Consider the following 16,135-nt stretch of genomic DNA (forward strand, 5'->3'; position numbering starts at 1 on the left):
TGATGAGAGGATCGTATGACCAACACAGCCATATTAGACAATCCAGCCGCTTGTTTTCCATTGATGCCCAGAAGGGGAGTGCTGGTTGGTATCTTAATCGCTATTTTATTGCATACCAGTCTGCTATGGCTGTTTAACCGACAGACTTCATATGATGATGACGCGGCACATCATATCAACAATAACGCTTTTACTACCGGGCTATCCATTACGATGGTTGCTGCCCCATCGTGGGAAAATAAGCCAGAGCCTGTTTCTCCTCCCTCCCCACTTTTGACCGCACCGGAATCACCAACAAAACCAGAACTCGTACTGGATAGAGCCATTCACCCTGAAAATAAGATAGCAAAACCGCCAATAGCCGATAAGCCTAAGAAACGCCAAAAGCAGCCGAAAGAAAAACCGCAAGAAGTAGCAGAAAAGAAAACCATCCAATCACCACAGGTAGAGAAAAACAATCAGACAGAGCAGGAAACGCATGGTAACGATCAGGCTAATTCAGAAGGCAGTATGAGCCGCGCAGCAACATCACAACCTTTGGTGGGGCAAGGAAATAGTGAAGTAGACAATTACTCCGCAAGACTGCGGCAAGAAATTGAACGCCATAAACGCTATCCCCGCAAGGCAAAAAGGATGAAACAGCAAGGTATAGTCACCGTCAGCTTTACCCTGCTAAGTGACGGCACCTTGACTGCCGCCAAAGTCGTTAATTCCTCCGGCAATAACATACTGGATAATGCCGCACTCGATGCGATCAATAATGCCAATTCAGTTGGCCCTATACCAGCAGGTATAAAGCCCGATGTTGTGCTGACACTTGATTTTACATTGAGGTAAGTCCCATCTCTCGCTCCCAATCGGGGCGAGGATTAATTGTCATTGTGACTAATTAGTTAACTCAAACCACAATAACGTAATCAAAATACAAGAAACATAGTCATTTATTGGAATAATATATGATATAAAAATCCGTTACAGATAAAAAACTCATTAATTTAAATATGTATTGTTTTTAATAAAAAAGTTATAAATCAATTATTATTTTTTAATATCACCTCCTTGTTTTTATAAGGAGATAGTATAAGCGAAATAATAGAAATCGATGTAAAGTCCCTAACCGGTAACTATCTATGATCTGGTGATATATCAGTCATAATGACACCTGATTTTTTTTCAAATTTCAACTATTGAGAAAACAAAAGGAGCTAGTTAATGAGTTATTGCAACCCGAAAATACACCGGATTAATCGGAATATGTATTGCAAGTTTTCTTGAATGTATAGATCTCACCGTTGTGAATACCATTATTCCTGCAATTGGGCGTGAATTTAATACATCGTTGAAGGAAACACAGTGGGTTACTTCTATATTTATGATAGCCCTTTCCGCTTTTATGGTACCGGTTGGAACATTGGCAGATAGTCAGGGCGAGAGCATACTTTGATTAATATTTGCACTTAAAATGTCAGCATTGTTCTTTAACTCTTTTGTTAACTATAAATGTCTAAAGAACTGTAATTTAGTTTAATTATTACCCGATATAAAACTGTGATAATCAAATATTGAAAATTATTAATCTTTAAAAAGCAGTAAAAATAGTGTGCTCGCGCCCTGCCCGCGAGGCGGGGAGAAATCACATGCATCTTGAAGTTAGATTGGTATATATAATATTTTGATCTTTAAATTTTTTATATTTTATATAGAAATTAATTATTAATAAAGTGCGGAATGACAGTGTAATCATTTATGCAATTCTATTGTTTTTTATATGTATAATATATTTTGTTAATTGCACCATTATGTTTCTCTGGTTTTTATTCATTTTTGTTGGTAAAAAAGCACATACATTTTCAATTATTGTTCTTCATAAACACATTCCTTTTATTGTTTTATTGGGGCTACTTATATGGAAAAATACATTTCCGCTGTATGTGAAGAGGTTTCTTCAATTCTTTTTGTTGACAAAAATGTTATTAATGAAAATTCTTCATTAATTAATGAATTAGGGGCTGACTCTTTGGATATTATTGATCTTTCCTTTAATCTTGGAAAAAAATTCAAGATCACCATGCCAACTAAAAGTATTTTTTCTCATGTTCAAGAGACTGCGTCTGAAAACATAATAAATCGCTTGTTAACTGGGGATGTCCTTACCGAGGAAGGTAAAGGATTACTTGCTTTTAGTTGTTATAACTATACAACAGAGCAATTAGGCTCTATTTGTACATTGGGTGATTTATTCGGTGAAACTAATGTCCATAATTGGGCTTCATTATGTAAATCTATTTGTGAATCAGATAGTAAAAATGCAGATGATATTATTTTAGCCGAAATCGAAAAATATTGTCATGATATGTTAATTGGGTTGTAAAGTTGTTAATTTTTGTTTGCAATTATATTAACAACTTAAATGTAAAAGTCATTTTGTCACTAATATGGAAGTAAATATGGCTGGTATAACTACAGAGAAAGTGGCTGTAACCGGTTATGGTTTGATTGTCCGTAATCATAATTGTCCAAATGATTTATTCAATTCATTGATGAATAAAAAGTCACTTATCTGTGAAGATGAGTTATTAAGAAAATATGGAATAAATAATATCCCTAGCGCAAAATTAACTTCCACAGATATAAGTAGCTTACGCAATCAATACAACATCACTGGGCAATCATCCAATAATGTTGTTTTATTGATGGCCTATTGTTCAGGCGCAAACAGTTTGCAAATGGCAGGATTAACCTACAAAAATCTGAAGCAATATAGGTGTGAATTATTTTTTGCCAATAATAAGATGTTTATTGATGGTGATACCTTGAACCATTACTTCAACGGAAATGTATCTTCCTCAGAATATCTTGACGTTGAACATTTTGGGGCGCTGATGCGCCCGTATGAAATTGCTGAAGAGTTGATTGAACGCTTTAATATGTCAGGGCAACCAAGAGTCTATAGTGATGCTTGTACGGCAGGTATGGTCGCTCTCTATTCTGCATATCACTCCATTAAAAGTGGCCGAAATGATATAGCTCTGGTTGGTGCTTCTGAAGAAGCAACCCATCCTATTATGCAAATATTGTTCAAAAAAGTTAGGGCCCTTTATGATGGTACGTTTACAGAATTAAGCCAATCTTCTCGGGCATTTGATAAAGACAGAGCAGGCTGTGTCTTGGCTGATGCCTCTGCGTTTCTAGTGGTTGAGAATTATTCTCATGCGATTACCAGAAAGGCCAAGATACTCGCTGAGATTGCAGGAATATCCCGACAATCTGAAGGTTATAAAATGACATCAACAGATTTATCGGGGCAATATTATCTCGACTGTATGTCTTCAGCACTAAAAGATGCCGGGCTATCGCCTGAAAATATCGATCACATCAACTCTCATGGCACTTCAACTGTTAATAACGACCTTGCGGAAAGTAAAGCTATTAATGCTCTTTTTCCGCATAAACCACCGGTTATTTCCACTAAGTCGGCAATGGGGCATTCGTTAGCCGTTAGTGGGTTACTGGAAGCAATACTCTCAATTGAAACGCTAAATAATAATCAACTTCTTCCCAGCCTTAACTTTTCTGAACTGGGAAAAATGGATGGAGTCATTAATGTAAACAATTCTACAAAAGCGATGCACGCCAAATATATCCTAAGTAATTCCTTTGGCTTTGGTGGAGAAAATAGCAGTGTGATCTTAAAACGAGCTGAAGGATAATTTATGGGGATTTACATAACCAAAGGGAGTAGTTTGCTTCCTGATAGCCTGTGCATGAATGATATTATTCATGGAAATATTAAAGAAGCTCATTTACCAGACAATAGGCTATGTCTGCCACATATTATAGGGGAAAGATGCATCAAAGAAGATGATTTTGTCATGCCTTCCATGGATAAGATGATCCGACGGGCAGCACATGGGCAAAGTCAGTGGGTGCTCTATACTGGCATAAAAACTTGGGAAAACAGTATTGGTGAAAAATTTCTTCCTGAGCACCGTGGATTGTTTATTGGGCTAGGAATAAGTGATGCTGATAATAATGCTTATCTCATTGCGTCTGATACAAAAGATGATAAGGATTATGTTTCCAGGGCATTAGTGGAAACACCTCCATTAATGGGATTGACACTGTTGAATACTTCAACAGCCAGCCATTTATCGCAACATCTTGGTATCATAGGCGACAATGCCTTCTTTTCACCGCATGTTGATGCAGGAGGCCATGCTCTTCTAGAAGGGTATTACAGTATCAAAGAGAAACGCAGCCAGTTTGCACTTTGTGGGGGTAATGCCCAGAAAATTTCAGAATGGTATTATCTTGCCTATGAACGCCTAATCAGTGATACACCGTGGCTACCTGCGGAAGCTGCTTCATTTGTTTCCTTACACGGAGACAGACAGAATGCTGATGGTGAGATTATTTATGCTAATCGCATGATAATCTACGATAGTAATCAATATACTCGTTTCCTGTCCAAAGTGAGCACAACAGGTTTATCACCACATCAGATAATCCATGTTGGAAAAGTTGATAGTAAACATCTTTCGTTAACGCATGACATTTTCCCTGATGCCTTACAGTTTAATCTTGATAAAGCTATAGGATATACAGGACCTGCCGCATCTTTTATTGCTACCAATCTCGCCATCGAGATGCATGAAAAAACGTTGAGCATAGATAACACTCATTCAAATCTTATCTCTCAACAATCATCTCCTTTAGTCCTGATATTGGTTCATGGTCTGGAAAAACAGTGTATTGCTGTTTTGCTTCGTATGGGAATGGCCGGGAGAGAATTGTGATGATATCTGACCGTCGTGTTGTTGTTACAGGTATAGGGGTTGTGAGTGCTTTCGGAACCCATCTTGATACTGTCTGGCAAAAGCTCTGTGATGGTGAATCAGCCGTTAGGCCACTAACATTTGAGGATGATGGCGTACTGCCAGTGAAATATGCAGCCCAAATTGATTTTAATTCCCTGCTCTCTGAACATTCAACATATCTACCGGAATCAGGCATTACGGACAAGCGTGGCATTATGGGAATCATTTCAGCCTCTAAGGCCTTGGAAGATGCTGGACTATTCATGCCGACACAGAGGAATGAGCAGCATATCGGTATTTATGGATGTAGTGGAGTCACGGAAATATCAGAGGATGACAGGCATCTGTGGCGCAAAAGCCGTCACGATGAAGACACGGAACAACAAGCTATTAAAGCCTTGTTCGACCAACGCCACAACTTGAGTTTCTACTCCGGCATAAAGTGCAGCAACGATGGCATGGTAAAAGCCATTGCCCACCGATTTTCTTTATCGGGACCTGCAATAAACGTGAATGCCGCTTGTGCCGGAGCCACTCATGCTATCGGGCTGGCTTGTCAATCCATAAAAAGGGGGGAAGTGTCCATAATGCTGGCTGGTGGGGCAGATTCAGTCATAAACCTGCATACCTTGATCGGGCTGAAATTATTGGGAGCCACCGCCACAACGGAAAAGTGGGGAAATAAACTTTGTCGCCCCTTTGATAAAGATCGTAGTGGATTGGTTGCAGGTGAAGGTGGTGCGTTTTTAGTGCTTGAAAGTGAAGAAAGTGCGCTACGTCGAGGAGCTAATATTTATGCTGAAATTAAAGGCTATGGCGCTTCCTTGGATGCCTATAAATTAACGGCTCCGCATCCTGATGGAATTGGTGCAGAAAATGCCATTAAGCGAGCTATCAAGGATAGTGGTTTGTATCTGCACCAGATCGATTATATCAATGCCCACGGCACATCAACGCCATTAAATGATGCTCTTGAATCCGCTGTCATAAAACGTATTTTTGGTTCGCGCTCTCCGTTGGTTTCATCAACCAAATCAATGTTAGGTCATTGGATAGCAGCAGCAGGAGCCATTGAAGCGGTGGCAACGGTTTTGACTGTGAAACACAAATTTATTCCACCCACCATTAACCTTGAAACTGCCGATCCGCTTTGTGATTTGGACTATGTCCCGAATTATGGACGGCCTTTCCCTGTGAAGAACGCGATAACCAATTCATTTGGTTTTGGTGGAATTAACTCCTGCTTAGTGATAGGGGATTACGATGGAAAAAAATAGAGTAATCAAACTCATTACCCATAACATAACCACGCCTTGCCATCTGTTTAATAACCTGAATGATGAAAAAGAGGGCGATGAACTGGTTAAAAATAATAAACTCAGGCGCTTTTATTCTACAGGAACAAAAAAAGGGATCATTTCAACCAGAAGAGCTTTGATTTCAGCTGGTTTAGACATCAATGATCCTAAAATAAGGTTTGGCTTGTATACCACGCAATATGGATATCTTCACCCATTGCCTTCGGAATTGTTGCCTGAATATGAGCAAACCCAGACAAACAATCCAAATAGTATTTTTCAAACTATCTGGGAATGTGAACAGGTCAATCCTTTCTTAATCACCCTATCACTCAGTAATAACCTGTTAGGAGTGCTTTCCCAGGAACTCAATTTGCAATGTGATTGTGCTTCTTTCTTGCGCGGAAATTTAGGATTACTGTCGGCATTCAGTGAAGCGGAGTTATGCCTAAACAGTGGCTTGATTGATTATGCCTTGGTAGTTGCTTCCGGGATAGGAAATGTAAGCCAAGAGAGCCAATCTGAATTTGCTGGTGGGGGTGTTGAATTCGGAGTCACGTTTATTCTAACAAAAGTTGAAAATCAAGTATCGCAAGAGAACCTACACCTCATTGATATTACACGACTATATCAAAATTATCGTGAGGGAAATTATGCTGCTGAAACCCTCCTTTTTATCAAGGAATTAGCAGATCGTATAAACGCCCATAAGCAGGTTGAAACTGTTAATTAACAATAGGAATTACAATGGAAAGTTATGCTACTTTTTGTAAGCCTCAGCTAACCCGCGCATTGATTTCACTTGGTTTAAACATAACTTATCATCGGGCAGCAGGGAATTTTCTCTATTACAAAGATGAAAATGACAAAGAAATTCCTGTCCTGGATCTCTTGGGGGGATATGGTGCAACATTATTGGGCCATAACTCTCCTTTTATAAGAGAAAAAATAAAGCGTTATCTTGATGAAGAAACCCCCGTCCATAATCAATTTTCCATCAAAAAACCCGCCGCATTATTGGCTGAACGTCTTAATGAGTTACTGAAAGAAGAAACTGGGACACATAGTGATTTTATATTCTGCTTTGCCAGTACAGGGGCAGAATCAATAGAAATTGCCCTAAAAAGTGCAGAATTTACACGTAATGCCCAACTTGAAGAGCTAGGGCAGGAAGCCATATCAGCTATTGCCAAAATCAGCAGTGGTAAAGAGATCGTACTCACAGGGGAACAACGCCAAGACTTGCAATTGGAGGAAAATGCATCTGCCGAAGAGATAAAATTAGCATTGTCGGCATTTACCCAGAATCGATTGGATACAAAACCAACATTTCTAGCCCTTGAAAATTCATTCCATGGCAAGACAATGATAACGGCCAACTGTACGTATGGTGCCATGTATCGTCATTATCTGAGAAGAATGAAAATAGATACACATTTCCTTTCTTCTGAAGAACTAAACGAATTTGCGGGAATGGGGGAAAAAGCCAATGATGTTTTTAATAGTTGGTTGTGGTTACCGCAAGAAGAGAACAACCAAATTATTTTAACGAAGAAACCATTCAGGGTTGTTACTGCATTTCTGGTAGAGCCAATACAGGGAGAGGGAGGCGTTTATCCGCTTAATACAGGGCAAATTGGAGAAATTAACCGATTAAAACAGGTATTGGGTTGCCCAGTTATTGCCGATGAAGTCCAATCAGGATCAGGTAGATGTGGATTTTTGGTGGCATCCAGTGATGTAGGCCTTGATGCCGACTATTATGTCCTTTCCAAGGCATTGGGCGCTGGATATGTCAAGATTGGGGTGGTCGCTATTCGTCAGGAAAGTTTTACACCGGGATTTGATGTCATACAAAGCTCCACTTTTGGGGAGGATGATTTATCTTGTCGAATAGCACATGATTTCGTCAATTTTTTACATGCTGACCAGCGTCATTTACTGAAAAAAGTGACTCAATTGGGAGAGGAATTCAAGACACAGCTGAACGCTCTCCAAGAACAATATCCTGATGTCATTCGAGAAGTGCGTGGCAAAGGTTTGATATGGGGAATGGAGTTTCATGATGTCACTCATTCAGACTCTTATATTTTGCAAAATATTGCCGTACAAGGCAGCTTAGGTTACGTGATTAGCGGGCATTTGCTGTGTGGTAGCCATATTCGTGTCGCACCTTCTGGAAGTGCAGCAAATGTGATTCGTGTAGAACCATCTGTATTTTTGGAAATTGAACAAATTCACCGATTTGTTGAAGCGTTATCCAAAGTTTGCCTTGCTATTCGTCATGCTGACGCGGGATTTATTATTGCTCCCATGCTTGGGAAAAAGGATCTTACCATTTCTACCGATCACCGACGTGTGGAAAGCCCACAGCATGATGATGACAAAGAAGCTGACTATAAGGTGGCTTTTATTAACCACCTGATTTCTGCAAGCGGGCTTAGAGAGGTTGATCCATCATTTGGTATATTTAGTGATGAAGAATTAACATTGTTTGTTGAGAGTTCTACTTTTAATCTCGCGACCAAACCTTTCAAAGCGGCACGTATCCGTTCAGGTAATGGCAAATCAGTGGAATTTACCCTATATCCACTGACAGTGACTTCAAAAATGATCAAAAAATCACTGGAAAAAAATGACCTGGGGCGGTTGCGGCATGAAATTGATGTTCGGATTACCCAAGCAGCCTCTGATGGTAATGTCGCTGTTGGGCTGGGAATGTTTACCTCTATCATCACCAATAATGGCAAATCCTTAAAAAATCCGCCAATTAGCGTGACAACAGGCAATGCCTTAACTGTAGGCATCGGTATTGAAGCATTGCAGAAAAGTATCGCAGATCGGGATATAGCTAACATGCGGATTGCGATTGTAGGAGGTGCCGGAAATATCGGAAGTGTTTATGCAGAGATATTAGGATCTCAATTCCAGGAAATGATATTGATAGGCAGCAGTAATCATGGTTCGCTGAAAAAACTGGATACGGTGAAATACCATATTTATAAAAATATCTATGAACAATTCCTAGTTAATAGGATGCCAGTCACTGGGGGATTAGCAAAAAGAATAGCAGATTGCCTTTCCACTATGCCTATTGATTACCTCATTGGTAAGGCAAACGTGGGAATAGAGATAGATCACTATTTGAACCAGCATTACCCGACCCAAACATTTATCCACACCTCCCAAAATATTTCTGATATTGAAGACTGTGATGTAATCGTATGTGCTTCGAATGCTTCAGAGGCATTTTTATCAGTCGAAAAAATTAAAAATAGGGCAATCGTCTGTGATATTTCAGTGCCACATAACCTTTCTGATGAAGATGTCCTTAAACGACCCGATATCAAAATATTGCGAGGAGGGATTGTTCAGACACCTAATAATGACAGCCTGGATGCCCGTGTCCGTGCCTATTTGAAAGAAGGGCAGATTTACGCTTGCATGGCAGAAACGGTTTTGTTGGGGTTGGAAGAGTACAAAGGGAATTTTTCATACGGAAACATTACCGCCGATCAGGTGATTGATATCATGACAATCGCCAGAAAACATCATTTTACCTTATCTGATATCAAAGAGAATTCAAGTTTATGAACAATCACGGAGAATCAGGATCAGATACCATCACAAAAAGTGCAATTGTGACGGGGGGCAGTAAAGGCATTGGCAAAGCCATAGTTCTAAGTTTGTTGGACAAGGGATATCGGGTTGCTTTTTGTTATCGGCATGAAACTCCACAATTAACCGATTTTATTGCCGAAATGAAGCTAACTTACCCGGATATCTTGCCTATCAAGGCTGATTTAGCCAAGGCAGAAGATATCAATGCGTTTATTACTAGAGTGATTGGCACATTTGATCGGATCGATCTCTTGGTCAACAATGTGGGAATAACCAGAGATGGATTACTCGCTACGATGGAAACCAAGGATATTGAATTACTGATAAATAACAATTTGCTGAGCTATATTTTGTGCAGTCGTGAGGTACTGAAAGTAATGATACCGCAACGTAGTGGCCAGATTATCAATATTTCTTCGATTTCAGCGACAAGACCGAATAAAGGTCAATCAATTTATGCGGCAGCCAAAGGTGGAATAGAATCATTGACTCGAGCGCTTGCAGTTGAAGTCGCGCCTAAAAATATTCGGGTTAATGCTGTTGCCCCAGGTATTATCCAAACAGAGATGACAGAAACTTTATTAAGTACCCACAAGGAAATAATCAATAACAAAGTACTACTTAAGCGAATTGGACATGTCAATGAAATTACCAGTGCAATACATTTTCTTATAGAAAATAGTTACATAACTGGCGAAGTAATTAATATCAATGGCGGCATTGCACTAAGTTAAATAAGGAAAAATCATGTTAACATTTATTGTTACTGGTGCAGCAAGCGGAATTGGTTTTGCTGTTTGCCAAAGACTTGTTGCGGCCGGATATTATGTTATTGCTATTGATATTAACCGAAACGGTTTAAGTGAATTAGTCGATAAATCACCAGAGTATATTCATCCTCTCCAAATCGATTTAGTTGACGAGAAAGCACTGGTCAGAGAATTAATGCCTTTGGTTAAGGAACGTGAAATAAAAGGCATTGTTGTTAGCCACGGTAAAGCGGATGATAACTATATTGACCAAAATGATATATGGGACTCAGTATTGGCAACCAATTTGCATTCAACCCAACGCTTACTATCACATATTGTGCCTGATATTGTTTTTGGTGGGCGTATTGTCATTATTTCATCTATTCTTGGAAAGATAGGAACAATACGTAATACTGCTTATTGTACATCAAAACATGCTTTACTTGGTTTAACTAAATCATTAGCTTTGGATCTTGCAGAGAGACAAATAACCGTAAATGCTGTATTGCCTGCCTGGGTGAATACGCCGATGTTTGTAAAAGGACTGGAGCCACAAGCCAAATTACTGGGATGTTCAACATCAGTCTTATTAAAAAGGGCAGCCAAAAGAATTCCATTACGACGTTTAGTCACTCCACAGGATGTTGCCGGTACGGTCATGTTTTTCATTTCTCCTGATGCTGCCATGATTACTGCCCAAGGGATAACAATTGATGGTGGTGAAAGGGGAGGAATGTAAGATATTCATTCATCACCCAGATGTTAATGTGTTTTTTTATTTCTTAAAGGAGTAGTAACAAAATGAAGCACATGGTTATTTATGCTCATCCTAATCCTAAAAGTTTTAATCATGCCATTAAAGAAAAAATAATTAGTGAAATAGTCAAGAAAGGTGAGGAATACCATTTTATTTCTCTTTATGATGAAAAATTTAATCCCGTACTTGATAGCCCGGATTTTGAAGCCCTACACCGAGGTGAGGTATCGCCAGATCTTGTGAAAAGTCAGGCCATGGTTAAAGAATCTGATCACCTTATTTTTATTTATCCTATTTGGTGGTTTGGTCAGCCAGCCATCCTTAAGGGATGGATTGACCGGGTTTTTTCTAATGGTTTTGCTTATTATGAAGATGAAAAGACTTTTATGCCCTATTTGACAGGAAAATCGGCAACTGTATATGTCACCTTAGGCACTGAAAAAAATATCTTAGTCCAAAATGGCATGGAAGTAGATCACTTCATGCGTAGTATGACACTTGGAACTCTAGAGTTAGTGGGTATTTCTCCAGTTAACGTTATACCTTTTTATGCTATTCCTAAGATCACTGACGAAGAGAGAAAAATCATGCTGGAATCGATCGTCATTTAAGGTTTTTTTACATTTTTGTAACTCGTTTAACCCACATAATATTGGCAGCCGCATTATTATAAACGCCAGCATCTAACATGCTGGCGTAATTTTGTTTCCATTTTTTATCATCATCATGACTATCTGGAATAGTCGCAGTGTTACTTATTTCCCAATACAGAAACTGGAAAAAATCCGCCCAAGTAAATCATCGGAAGTAAATTCACCCGTGATTTCGCTTAATGCTTGCTGTGCCAAACGCAGTTCTTCTGCCAGCAGTTCCCCTGAACGAGCAAAGACGAGCTGTTGATGACCTTCCTGCAAATGCTCCGCTGCTGTGTTTAATGCCTGCAAATGACGACGACGGGCAAGGAAGCCGCCTTCTGTATTGCTGTTGAATCCCATGGCTTCTTTTAGGTGATCACGCAGAAAACCGATACCTTTCCCATCACGGGCAGAGAGACGAATTAATGTATAGCCACTGGTTTCTGCAACACCCGTTTCTTCCCCCGTCATATCTGTCTTATTACGGATAACAGTAACAGGTAGCGATTCTGGCAGCTTAGCCATAAATTCAGGCCAGATTTGTGCAGGCTCAACGGCATCCGTTGTCGTACTGTCTACCATAAACAGCACGCGATCCGCCTGCTCAATTTCCTGCCATGCCCGTTCTATACCAATACGCTCCACTTCATCACTGGCTTCGCGCAAGCCTGCCGTATCAATCACATGCAGTGGCATTCCATCAATATGGATATGTTCACGCAAAACATCGCGCGTTGTGCCCGCAATATCAGTCACAATCGCAGCTTCACGGCCTGCCAGTGCATTAAGCAAACTGGACTTACCCGCATTCGGGCGCCCTGCAATGACAACTTTCATACCTTCGCGCAGCAAGCTGCCTTGACGCGCCTGTGAACGAACGTGCTCCAGTTCTGCGATCACTTCATCCAACTTGGCTTCTATCTTGCCGTCGGAAAGGAAATCAATCTCTTCATCGGGAAAATCAATCGCGGCTTCAACATAGATCCGCAAGTGAGTCAGCGCTTCTACCATTTCATGGACTTGGTTGGAGAATGCACCTTGCAGGGAGTTCATCGCGGAACGTGCGGCTTGTTCAGAGCTGGCGTCAATCAAATCCGCAATGGCTTCCGCCTGTGCCAGGTCAAGTTTATCATTGAGGAAAGCCCGTTCAGAGAATTCGCCAGGGTTGGCAATGCGTACACCGGAAATCGCCAGAATGCGCTTTAACAGCAAATCCAGAATAACCGGCCCACCGTGCCCTTGAAGCTCCAGAACATCTTCCCCCGTAAATGAGTTAGGGCCGGGAAAGTAAAGTGCAATACCTTGATCAAGCACAGAGCCATCCGCATCACGGAAGGGCAGATAATCGGCATAACGAGGTTTTGGGAGTTTACCCAATACCACCTCAGCAACTTTCGCAGCCTTAGAGCCAGAAATACGCAGAATGCCTACACCGCCTCGTCCCGGAGGAGTGGCCTGAGCGACTATCGTATCGGTGGTATTCATGAAATTCTCTCTTTTGACCTAGATTCGTTATCGTTAAAAGCTAAAATAATAAAGGCGGCCAATGACCGCCTTCCACTGATATTTTTAAAAACAGCTATTTTAAAAACAGTTACTTTTTCTCACGGGTATGCAAGCCACGTTTTTCCAGGCTACGGAAAATAACTTGCTGCTGGATAATAGTAACCAGGTTACTGACGATGTAGTACAGCACCAGACCAGATGGGAACCACAGGAAGAAAACCGTGAACACAACAGGCATATAGGTCATGATCTTCTGCTGCATTGGATCAGTCACAGTAGTCGGTGACAGTTTCTGGATAACAAACATGGTCACACCCATCAGCAATGGCAGGATGTAGTAAGGATCTTGAGCAGACAAGTCGTTAATCCAACCAATGAATGGGGCATGGCGCAATTCAACAGAACCCATCAACATGTAATACAACGCCAGGAAGATTGGCATCTGAATCACCAGAGGCAAACAGCCACCCAGTGGGTTCACTTTCTCTGTCTTATACAGCGCCATCATTTCCTGGCTCATGCGCTGGCGGTCATCACCAAAACGCTCACGCATTGCCGTGATTTTTGGCTGCAACAGACGCATTTTCGCCATTGAGGTGTATTGCGCCTTGGTCAGCGGATACATGATACCGCGCACGATAAAGGTAATCGCAATAATGGAGAAACCCCAGTTACCGATGAACTCATGCAGGAATTTCAGTAACTTGAATAACGGCTGAGAAATAAACCACAACCAACCGTAATCCACGGTCAGATCCAGATGTGGTGCAACCGCTGCCATTTTGTCCTGAATTTCAGGGCCAACCCACAGGGTAGAAGAGATATTCTGTTGGCTATTCGGCGCAATATTGATGTCTTCACCTTTGTACCCGATGATCGCCATTTTTTGGTTTTTCAGGTCCTTGGTATAGAAAGTACTGGTTTTGCTTTCTCCCGGAACCCACGCAGTGGCGAAATATTGCTGGAGCATTGCTACCCAGCCGCCTTTTGTGGTCACGGAAAGCGCTTTACTTTCAATATCATCAAATTTGTATTTTTCGTATTTTTCTTCATCAGAAGAGTAAGCAGCACCACGATATGTATGCAAAGCAAAGTTGCTACTGCCAGTATCGCGATGTTTTGGTAGCTCAACGCTCTGCTTCAACTGACCGAAAAAGGCCATCTGTAATGGTTTATCAGTGACGTTATTGATGTTGTAATCAACAGAAACTGCATAGTCGCCACGTCTTAAAACGAAGGTCTTGACATAAACAACACCGTCCGGCGCAGTATAAGTCATTGGGATACGCAATTCATTCTGACCATCAGCCAAAACAAAGCTATCCTGAGAGGCATGATAAAATGGGCGTTCAGCTTGATTATCGGGACCATTGATACCCGTTAATCCACTTTGAGCCTGATAAGTAAATTCAGGGGTTGTTTCCAGCAATTTGAACGGAGTTTTGGAACCGAGAGTATCAGGATAGGCCAGCAGATCAGCCTCCTCGATATCACCGCCACGGGTATTAATGTGCAGTGAAAGCACATCCGTTTTCACGGTGATCAGTTTACCTTGCCCACTGCTTGCTTCGCTACTCAGCGTAGTATTTGCTTGCTGCGTGATCTGGGCCGTTGGTTGTGGGTTTTTATCATTTTCCCACGCCTGCCAGACCAAGAACGAAACAAACAGCAAAGCGATGAGAAGAAGATTGCGTTGCGAATCCATCGTTAATGTTCTCTGTTATCGTCGTTTTTTTTAGGTGGGACAGGATCATCACCACCTTCGTGTAAAGGGTGGCATTTTAATACGCGTTTCACTGTTAACCAACTGCCTTTTATCATCCCAAACCTGCGCAATGCCTCTATGCCATAGTGGGAACAGGTAGGATTGAAACGACAACGAGGCCCCAGCAGTGGACTAATCACTAACTGATAACCCCTGATCAAAGCAATCAGGAGGCGCGAGCCAAGCGACAGTGACGACGCCATAATTTGCCCAAAGCTTCCGTTAGCTCACGGTTATCAAGCTCAGCGACCCCTTTCCTCACCAAAACCACAAAATCCATTGGAGGCAATTTATGCTGGTTTAAACGAAAACTTTCACGAGCCAGTCGCTTGATACGATTACGCTCATGGGCGCGTTTAACATTTTTTTTGGCGACGGTTAGACCGATGCGGGGATGCCCCAGCTCATTCAAGCGCCCAAGAATTGTTAACTCTGCGGAGCTTGCCCGTTGCGGCTGCTGGAAAACATAAGTGAAATGCTCGGGAGTTAACAAACGTAACTCCCTCGGAAAAGCGAGCTTAACCACTTGGTTGGTTAGCTTTATTACTTAGAAACAGTCAGACGAGCACGGCCTTTCGCACGACGGCGAGCCAGAACCTGACGACCATTTTTAGTGGCCATACGAGCGCGGAAGCCGTGAGAACGGTTACGCTTCAGTACGGATGGTTGAAAAGTGCGTTTCATAGCGATTTCTACCTAGCTTAAAATTTGTTACTGATTCAGCAAATGCGTTGGCGACCAGTGAGAATAAAGTAGACACCGATGCCTCAGTCGCAACATCAATATATAGAAAGAGGCAGGATTGTAATAAAATGTACTCCCCCTAGTCAATCTAAGATGACGCGAGCCTGACCGCCCCCCTGTCAGATTTTTTTATTTCAATCAATACAGACAGGTCAGACTTTTTGCTACCCGAAGTGCTAACCCCAAATCCTCACCAGACCTAGCCGGAAAAAATCGTTGGCATAACACGCAGGGTGCAAG

General features: G+C 41.4%; 16 protein-coding genes. 11 read left to right on the forward strand and 5 right to left on the reverse strand.

The window, feature by feature from the left end:
* Positions 1 to 15: 15 nt before the first annotated feature.
* The 11 genes from AAC853_RS04685 to AAC853_RS04735 all read left to right on the forward strand — a co-directional run bounded on the left by AAC853_RS04685 (position 16) and on the right by AAC853_RS04735 (position 11,856).
* Entirely contained in the window at positions 16 to 837 is an 822-nt protein-coding gene (locus AAC853_RS04685) for an energy transducer TonB (RefSeq protein WP_340613821.1), read from the forward strand.
* A 421-nt stretch (positions 838 to 1,258) separates the two neighbouring features.
* Positions 1,259 to 1,444 carry an MFS transporter gene (locus tag AAC853_RS04690; protein ID WP_340614157.1) on the forward strand — a complete coding sequence of 62 codons (186 nt, stop codon included), beginning with the start codon at positions 1,259 to 1,261 and terminating at the stop codon, positions 1,442 to 1,444.
* A 462-nt stretch (positions 1,445 to 1,906) separates the two neighbouring features.
* Positions 1,907 to 2,371, forward strand: a complete 465-nt coding sequence (locus tag AAC853_RS04695) for an acyl carrier protein (protein ID WP_338883900.1) — start codon at positions 1,907 to 1,909, stop codon at positions 2,369 to 2,371.
* A gap of 76 nt (positions 2,372 to 2,447) precedes the next feature.
* Positions 2,448 to 3,710 (forward strand): beta-ketoacyl synthase N-terminal-like domain-containing protein, encoded by a 1,263-nt coding sequence (locus tag AAC853_RS04700; protein WP_340613822.1) that lies wholly within the window; start codon positions 2,448 to 2,450, stop codon positions 3,708 to 3,710.
* 3 nt (positions 3,711 to 3,713) lie between these two features.
* Positions 3,714 to 4,796, forward strand: a complete 1,083-nt coding sequence (locus AAC853_RS04705; RefSeq protein ID WP_340613823.1) for a beta-ketoacyl-[acyl-carrier-protein] synthase family protein — start codon at positions 3,714 to 3,716, stop codon at positions 4,794 to 4,796.
* Entirely contained in the window at positions 4,796 to 6,094 is a 1,299-nt protein-coding gene (locus tag AAC853_RS04710; RefSeq protein ID WP_338885632.1) for a beta-ketoacyl-[acyl-carrier-protein] synthase family protein, read from the forward strand. Before AAC853_RS04705 ends, AAC853_RS04710 begins: the two co-directional genes overlap by 1 nt.
* Positions 6,081 to 6,848, forward strand: coding sequence for a hypothetical protein (locus AAC853_RS04715; RefSeq protein WP_340613824.1), 768 nt, complete (start codon positions 6,081 to 6,083; stop codon positions 6,846 to 6,848). The genes AAC853_RS04710 and AAC853_RS04715 overlap by 14 nt, the downstream gene beginning before the upstream one ends.
* 14 nt (positions 6,849 to 6,862) lie before the next feature.
* Positions 6,863 to 9,709 carry an aminotransferase class III-fold pyridoxal phosphate-dependent enzyme gene (locus tag AAC853_RS04720; RefSeq protein WP_340613825.1) on the forward strand — a complete coding sequence of 949 codons (2,847 nt, stop codon included), beginning with the start codon at positions 6,863 to 6,865 and terminating at the stop codon, positions 9,707 to 9,709.
* Positions 9,706 to 10,470, forward strand: a complete 765-nt coding sequence (locus AAC853_RS04725) for an SDR family NAD(P)-dependent oxidoreductase (protein ID WP_340613826.1) — start codon at positions 9,706 to 9,708, stop codon at positions 10,468 to 10,470. The genes AAC853_RS04720 and AAC853_RS04725 overlap by 4 nt, the downstream gene beginning before the upstream one ends.
* A 13-nt stretch (positions 10,471 to 10,483) precedes the next feature.
* Positions 10,484 to 11,227, forward strand: a complete 744-nt coding sequence (locus AAC853_RS04730; RefSeq protein ID WP_338883907.1) for an SDR family NAD(P)-dependent oxidoreductase — start codon at positions 10,484 to 10,486, stop codon at positions 11,225 to 11,227.
* 62 nt (positions 11,228 to 11,289) lie between these two features.
* Entirely contained in the window at positions 11,290 to 11,856 is a 567-nt protein-coding gene (locus AAC853_RS04735; protein WP_338883908.1) for an NAD(P)H-dependent oxidoreductase, read from the forward strand.
* A gap of 144 nt (positions 11,857 to 12,000) precedes the next feature.
* Here AAC853_RS04735 and mnmE read toward each other — a convergent pair whose 3' ends face one another.
* The 5 genes from mnmE to rpmH all read right to left on the reverse strand — a co-directional run bounded on the left by mnmE (position 12,001) and on the right by rpmH (position 15,835).
* The gene (mnmE, locus tag AAC853_RS04740; RefSeq protein WP_338883910.1) at positions 12,001 to 13,365 is read right to left on the reverse strand and encodes a tRNA uridine-5-carboxymethylaminomethyl(34) synthesis GTPase MnmE; all 1,365 of its coding nucleotides are present in this window, start codon (positions 13,363 to 13,365) and stop codon (positions 12,001 to 12,003) included.
* Positions 13,366 to 13,474: 109 nt separating this feature from the next.
* The gene (yidC, locus tag AAC853_RS04745) at positions 13,475 to 15,091 is read right to left on the reverse strand and encodes a membrane protein insertase YidC (protein ID WP_340613827.1); all 1,617 of its coding nucleotides are present in this window, start codon (positions 15,089 to 15,091) and stop codon (positions 13,475 to 13,477) included.
* A gap of 2 nt (positions 15,092 to 15,093) precedes the next feature.
* Positions 15,094 to 15,354, reverse strand: a complete 261-nt coding sequence (yidD, locus tag AAC853_RS04750) for a membrane protein insertion efficiency factor YidD (RefSeq protein ID WP_047771132.1) — start codon at positions 15,352 to 15,354, stop codon at positions 15,094 to 15,096.
* Complete coding sequence (gene rnpA, locus AAC853_RS04755; protein ID WP_189759000.1) at positions 15,318 to 15,677, reverse strand: ribonuclease P protein component; 360 nt, start codon at positions 15,675 to 15,677, stop codon at positions 15,318 to 15,320. Before rnpA ends, yidD begins: the two co-directional genes overlap by 37 nt.
* A 17-nt stretch (positions 15,678 to 15,694) precedes the next feature.
* Complete coding sequence (gene rpmH, locus AAC853_RS04760) at positions 15,695 to 15,835, reverse strand: 50S ribosomal protein L34 (RefSeq protein WP_000831330.1); 141 nt, start codon at positions 15,833 to 15,835, stop codon at positions 15,695 to 15,697.
* Positions 15,836 to 16,135 lie beyond the last annotated feature (300 nt).

It is taken from the genome of Xenorhabdus thailandensis (assembly GCF_037996785.1).
GTDB lineage: Bacteria > Pseudomonadota > Gammaproteobacteria > Enterobacterales > Enterobacteriaceae > Xenorhabdus > Xenorhabdus griffiniae.

Bases quoted from the DNA above. Each gene is read 5' to 3' on its own strand.
- AAC853_RS04685 (WP_340613821.1), top strand. From the start codon at position 16: ATGACCAACACAGCCATATTAGACAATCCAGCCGCTTGTTTTCCATTG.
- AAC853_RS04695 (WP_338883900.1), top strand. From the start codon at position 1,907: ATGGAAAAATACATTTCCGCTGTATGTGAAGAGGTTTCTTCAATTCTT.
- AAC853_RS04700 (WP_340613822.1), top strand. From the start codon at position 2,448: ATGGCTGGTATAACTACAGAGAAAGTGGCTGTAACCGGTTATGGTTTG.
- AAC853_RS04705 (WP_340613823.1), top strand. From the start codon at position 3,714: ATGGGGATTTACATAACCAAAGGGAGTAGTTTGCTTCCTGATAGCCTG.
- AAC853_RS04710 (WP_338885632.1), top strand. From the start codon at position 4,796: ATGATATCTGACCGTCGTGTTGTTGTTACAGGTATAGGGGTTGTGAGT.
- AAC853_RS04715 (WP_340613824.1), top strand. From the start codon at position 6,081: ATGGAAAAAAATAGAGTAATCAAACTCATTACCCATAACATAACCACG.
- AAC853_RS04720 (WP_340613825.1), top strand. From the start codon at position 6,863: ATGGAAAGTTATGCTACTTTTTGTAAGCCTCAGCTAACCCGCGCATTG.
- AAC853_RS04725 (WP_340613826.1), top strand. From the start codon at position 9,706: ATGAACAATCACGGAGAATCAGGATCAGATACCATCACAAAAAGTGCA.
- AAC853_RS04730 (WP_338883907.1), top strand. From the start codon at position 10,484: ATGTTAACATTTATTGTTACTGGTGCAGCAAGCGGAATTGGTTTTGCT.
- AAC853_RS04735 (WP_338883908.1), top strand. From the start codon at position 11,290: ATGAAGCACATGGTTATTTATGCTCATCCTAATCCTAAAAGTTTTAAT.
- mnmE (WP_338883910.1), bottom strand. From the start codon at position 13,365: ATGAATACCACCGATACGATAGTCGCTCAGGCCACTCCTCCGGGACGA.
- yidC (WP_340613827.1), bottom strand. From the start codon at position 15,091: ATGGATTCGCAACGCAATCTTCTTCTCATCGCTTTGCTGTTTGTTTCG.
- yidD (WP_047771132.1), bottom strand. From the start codon at position 15,354: ATGGCGTCGTCACTGTCGCTTGGCTCGCGCCTCCTGATTGCTTTGATC.
- rpmH (WP_000831330.1), bottom strand. From the start codon at position 15,835: ATGAAACGCACTTTTCAACCATCCGTACTGAAGCGTAACCGTTCTCAC.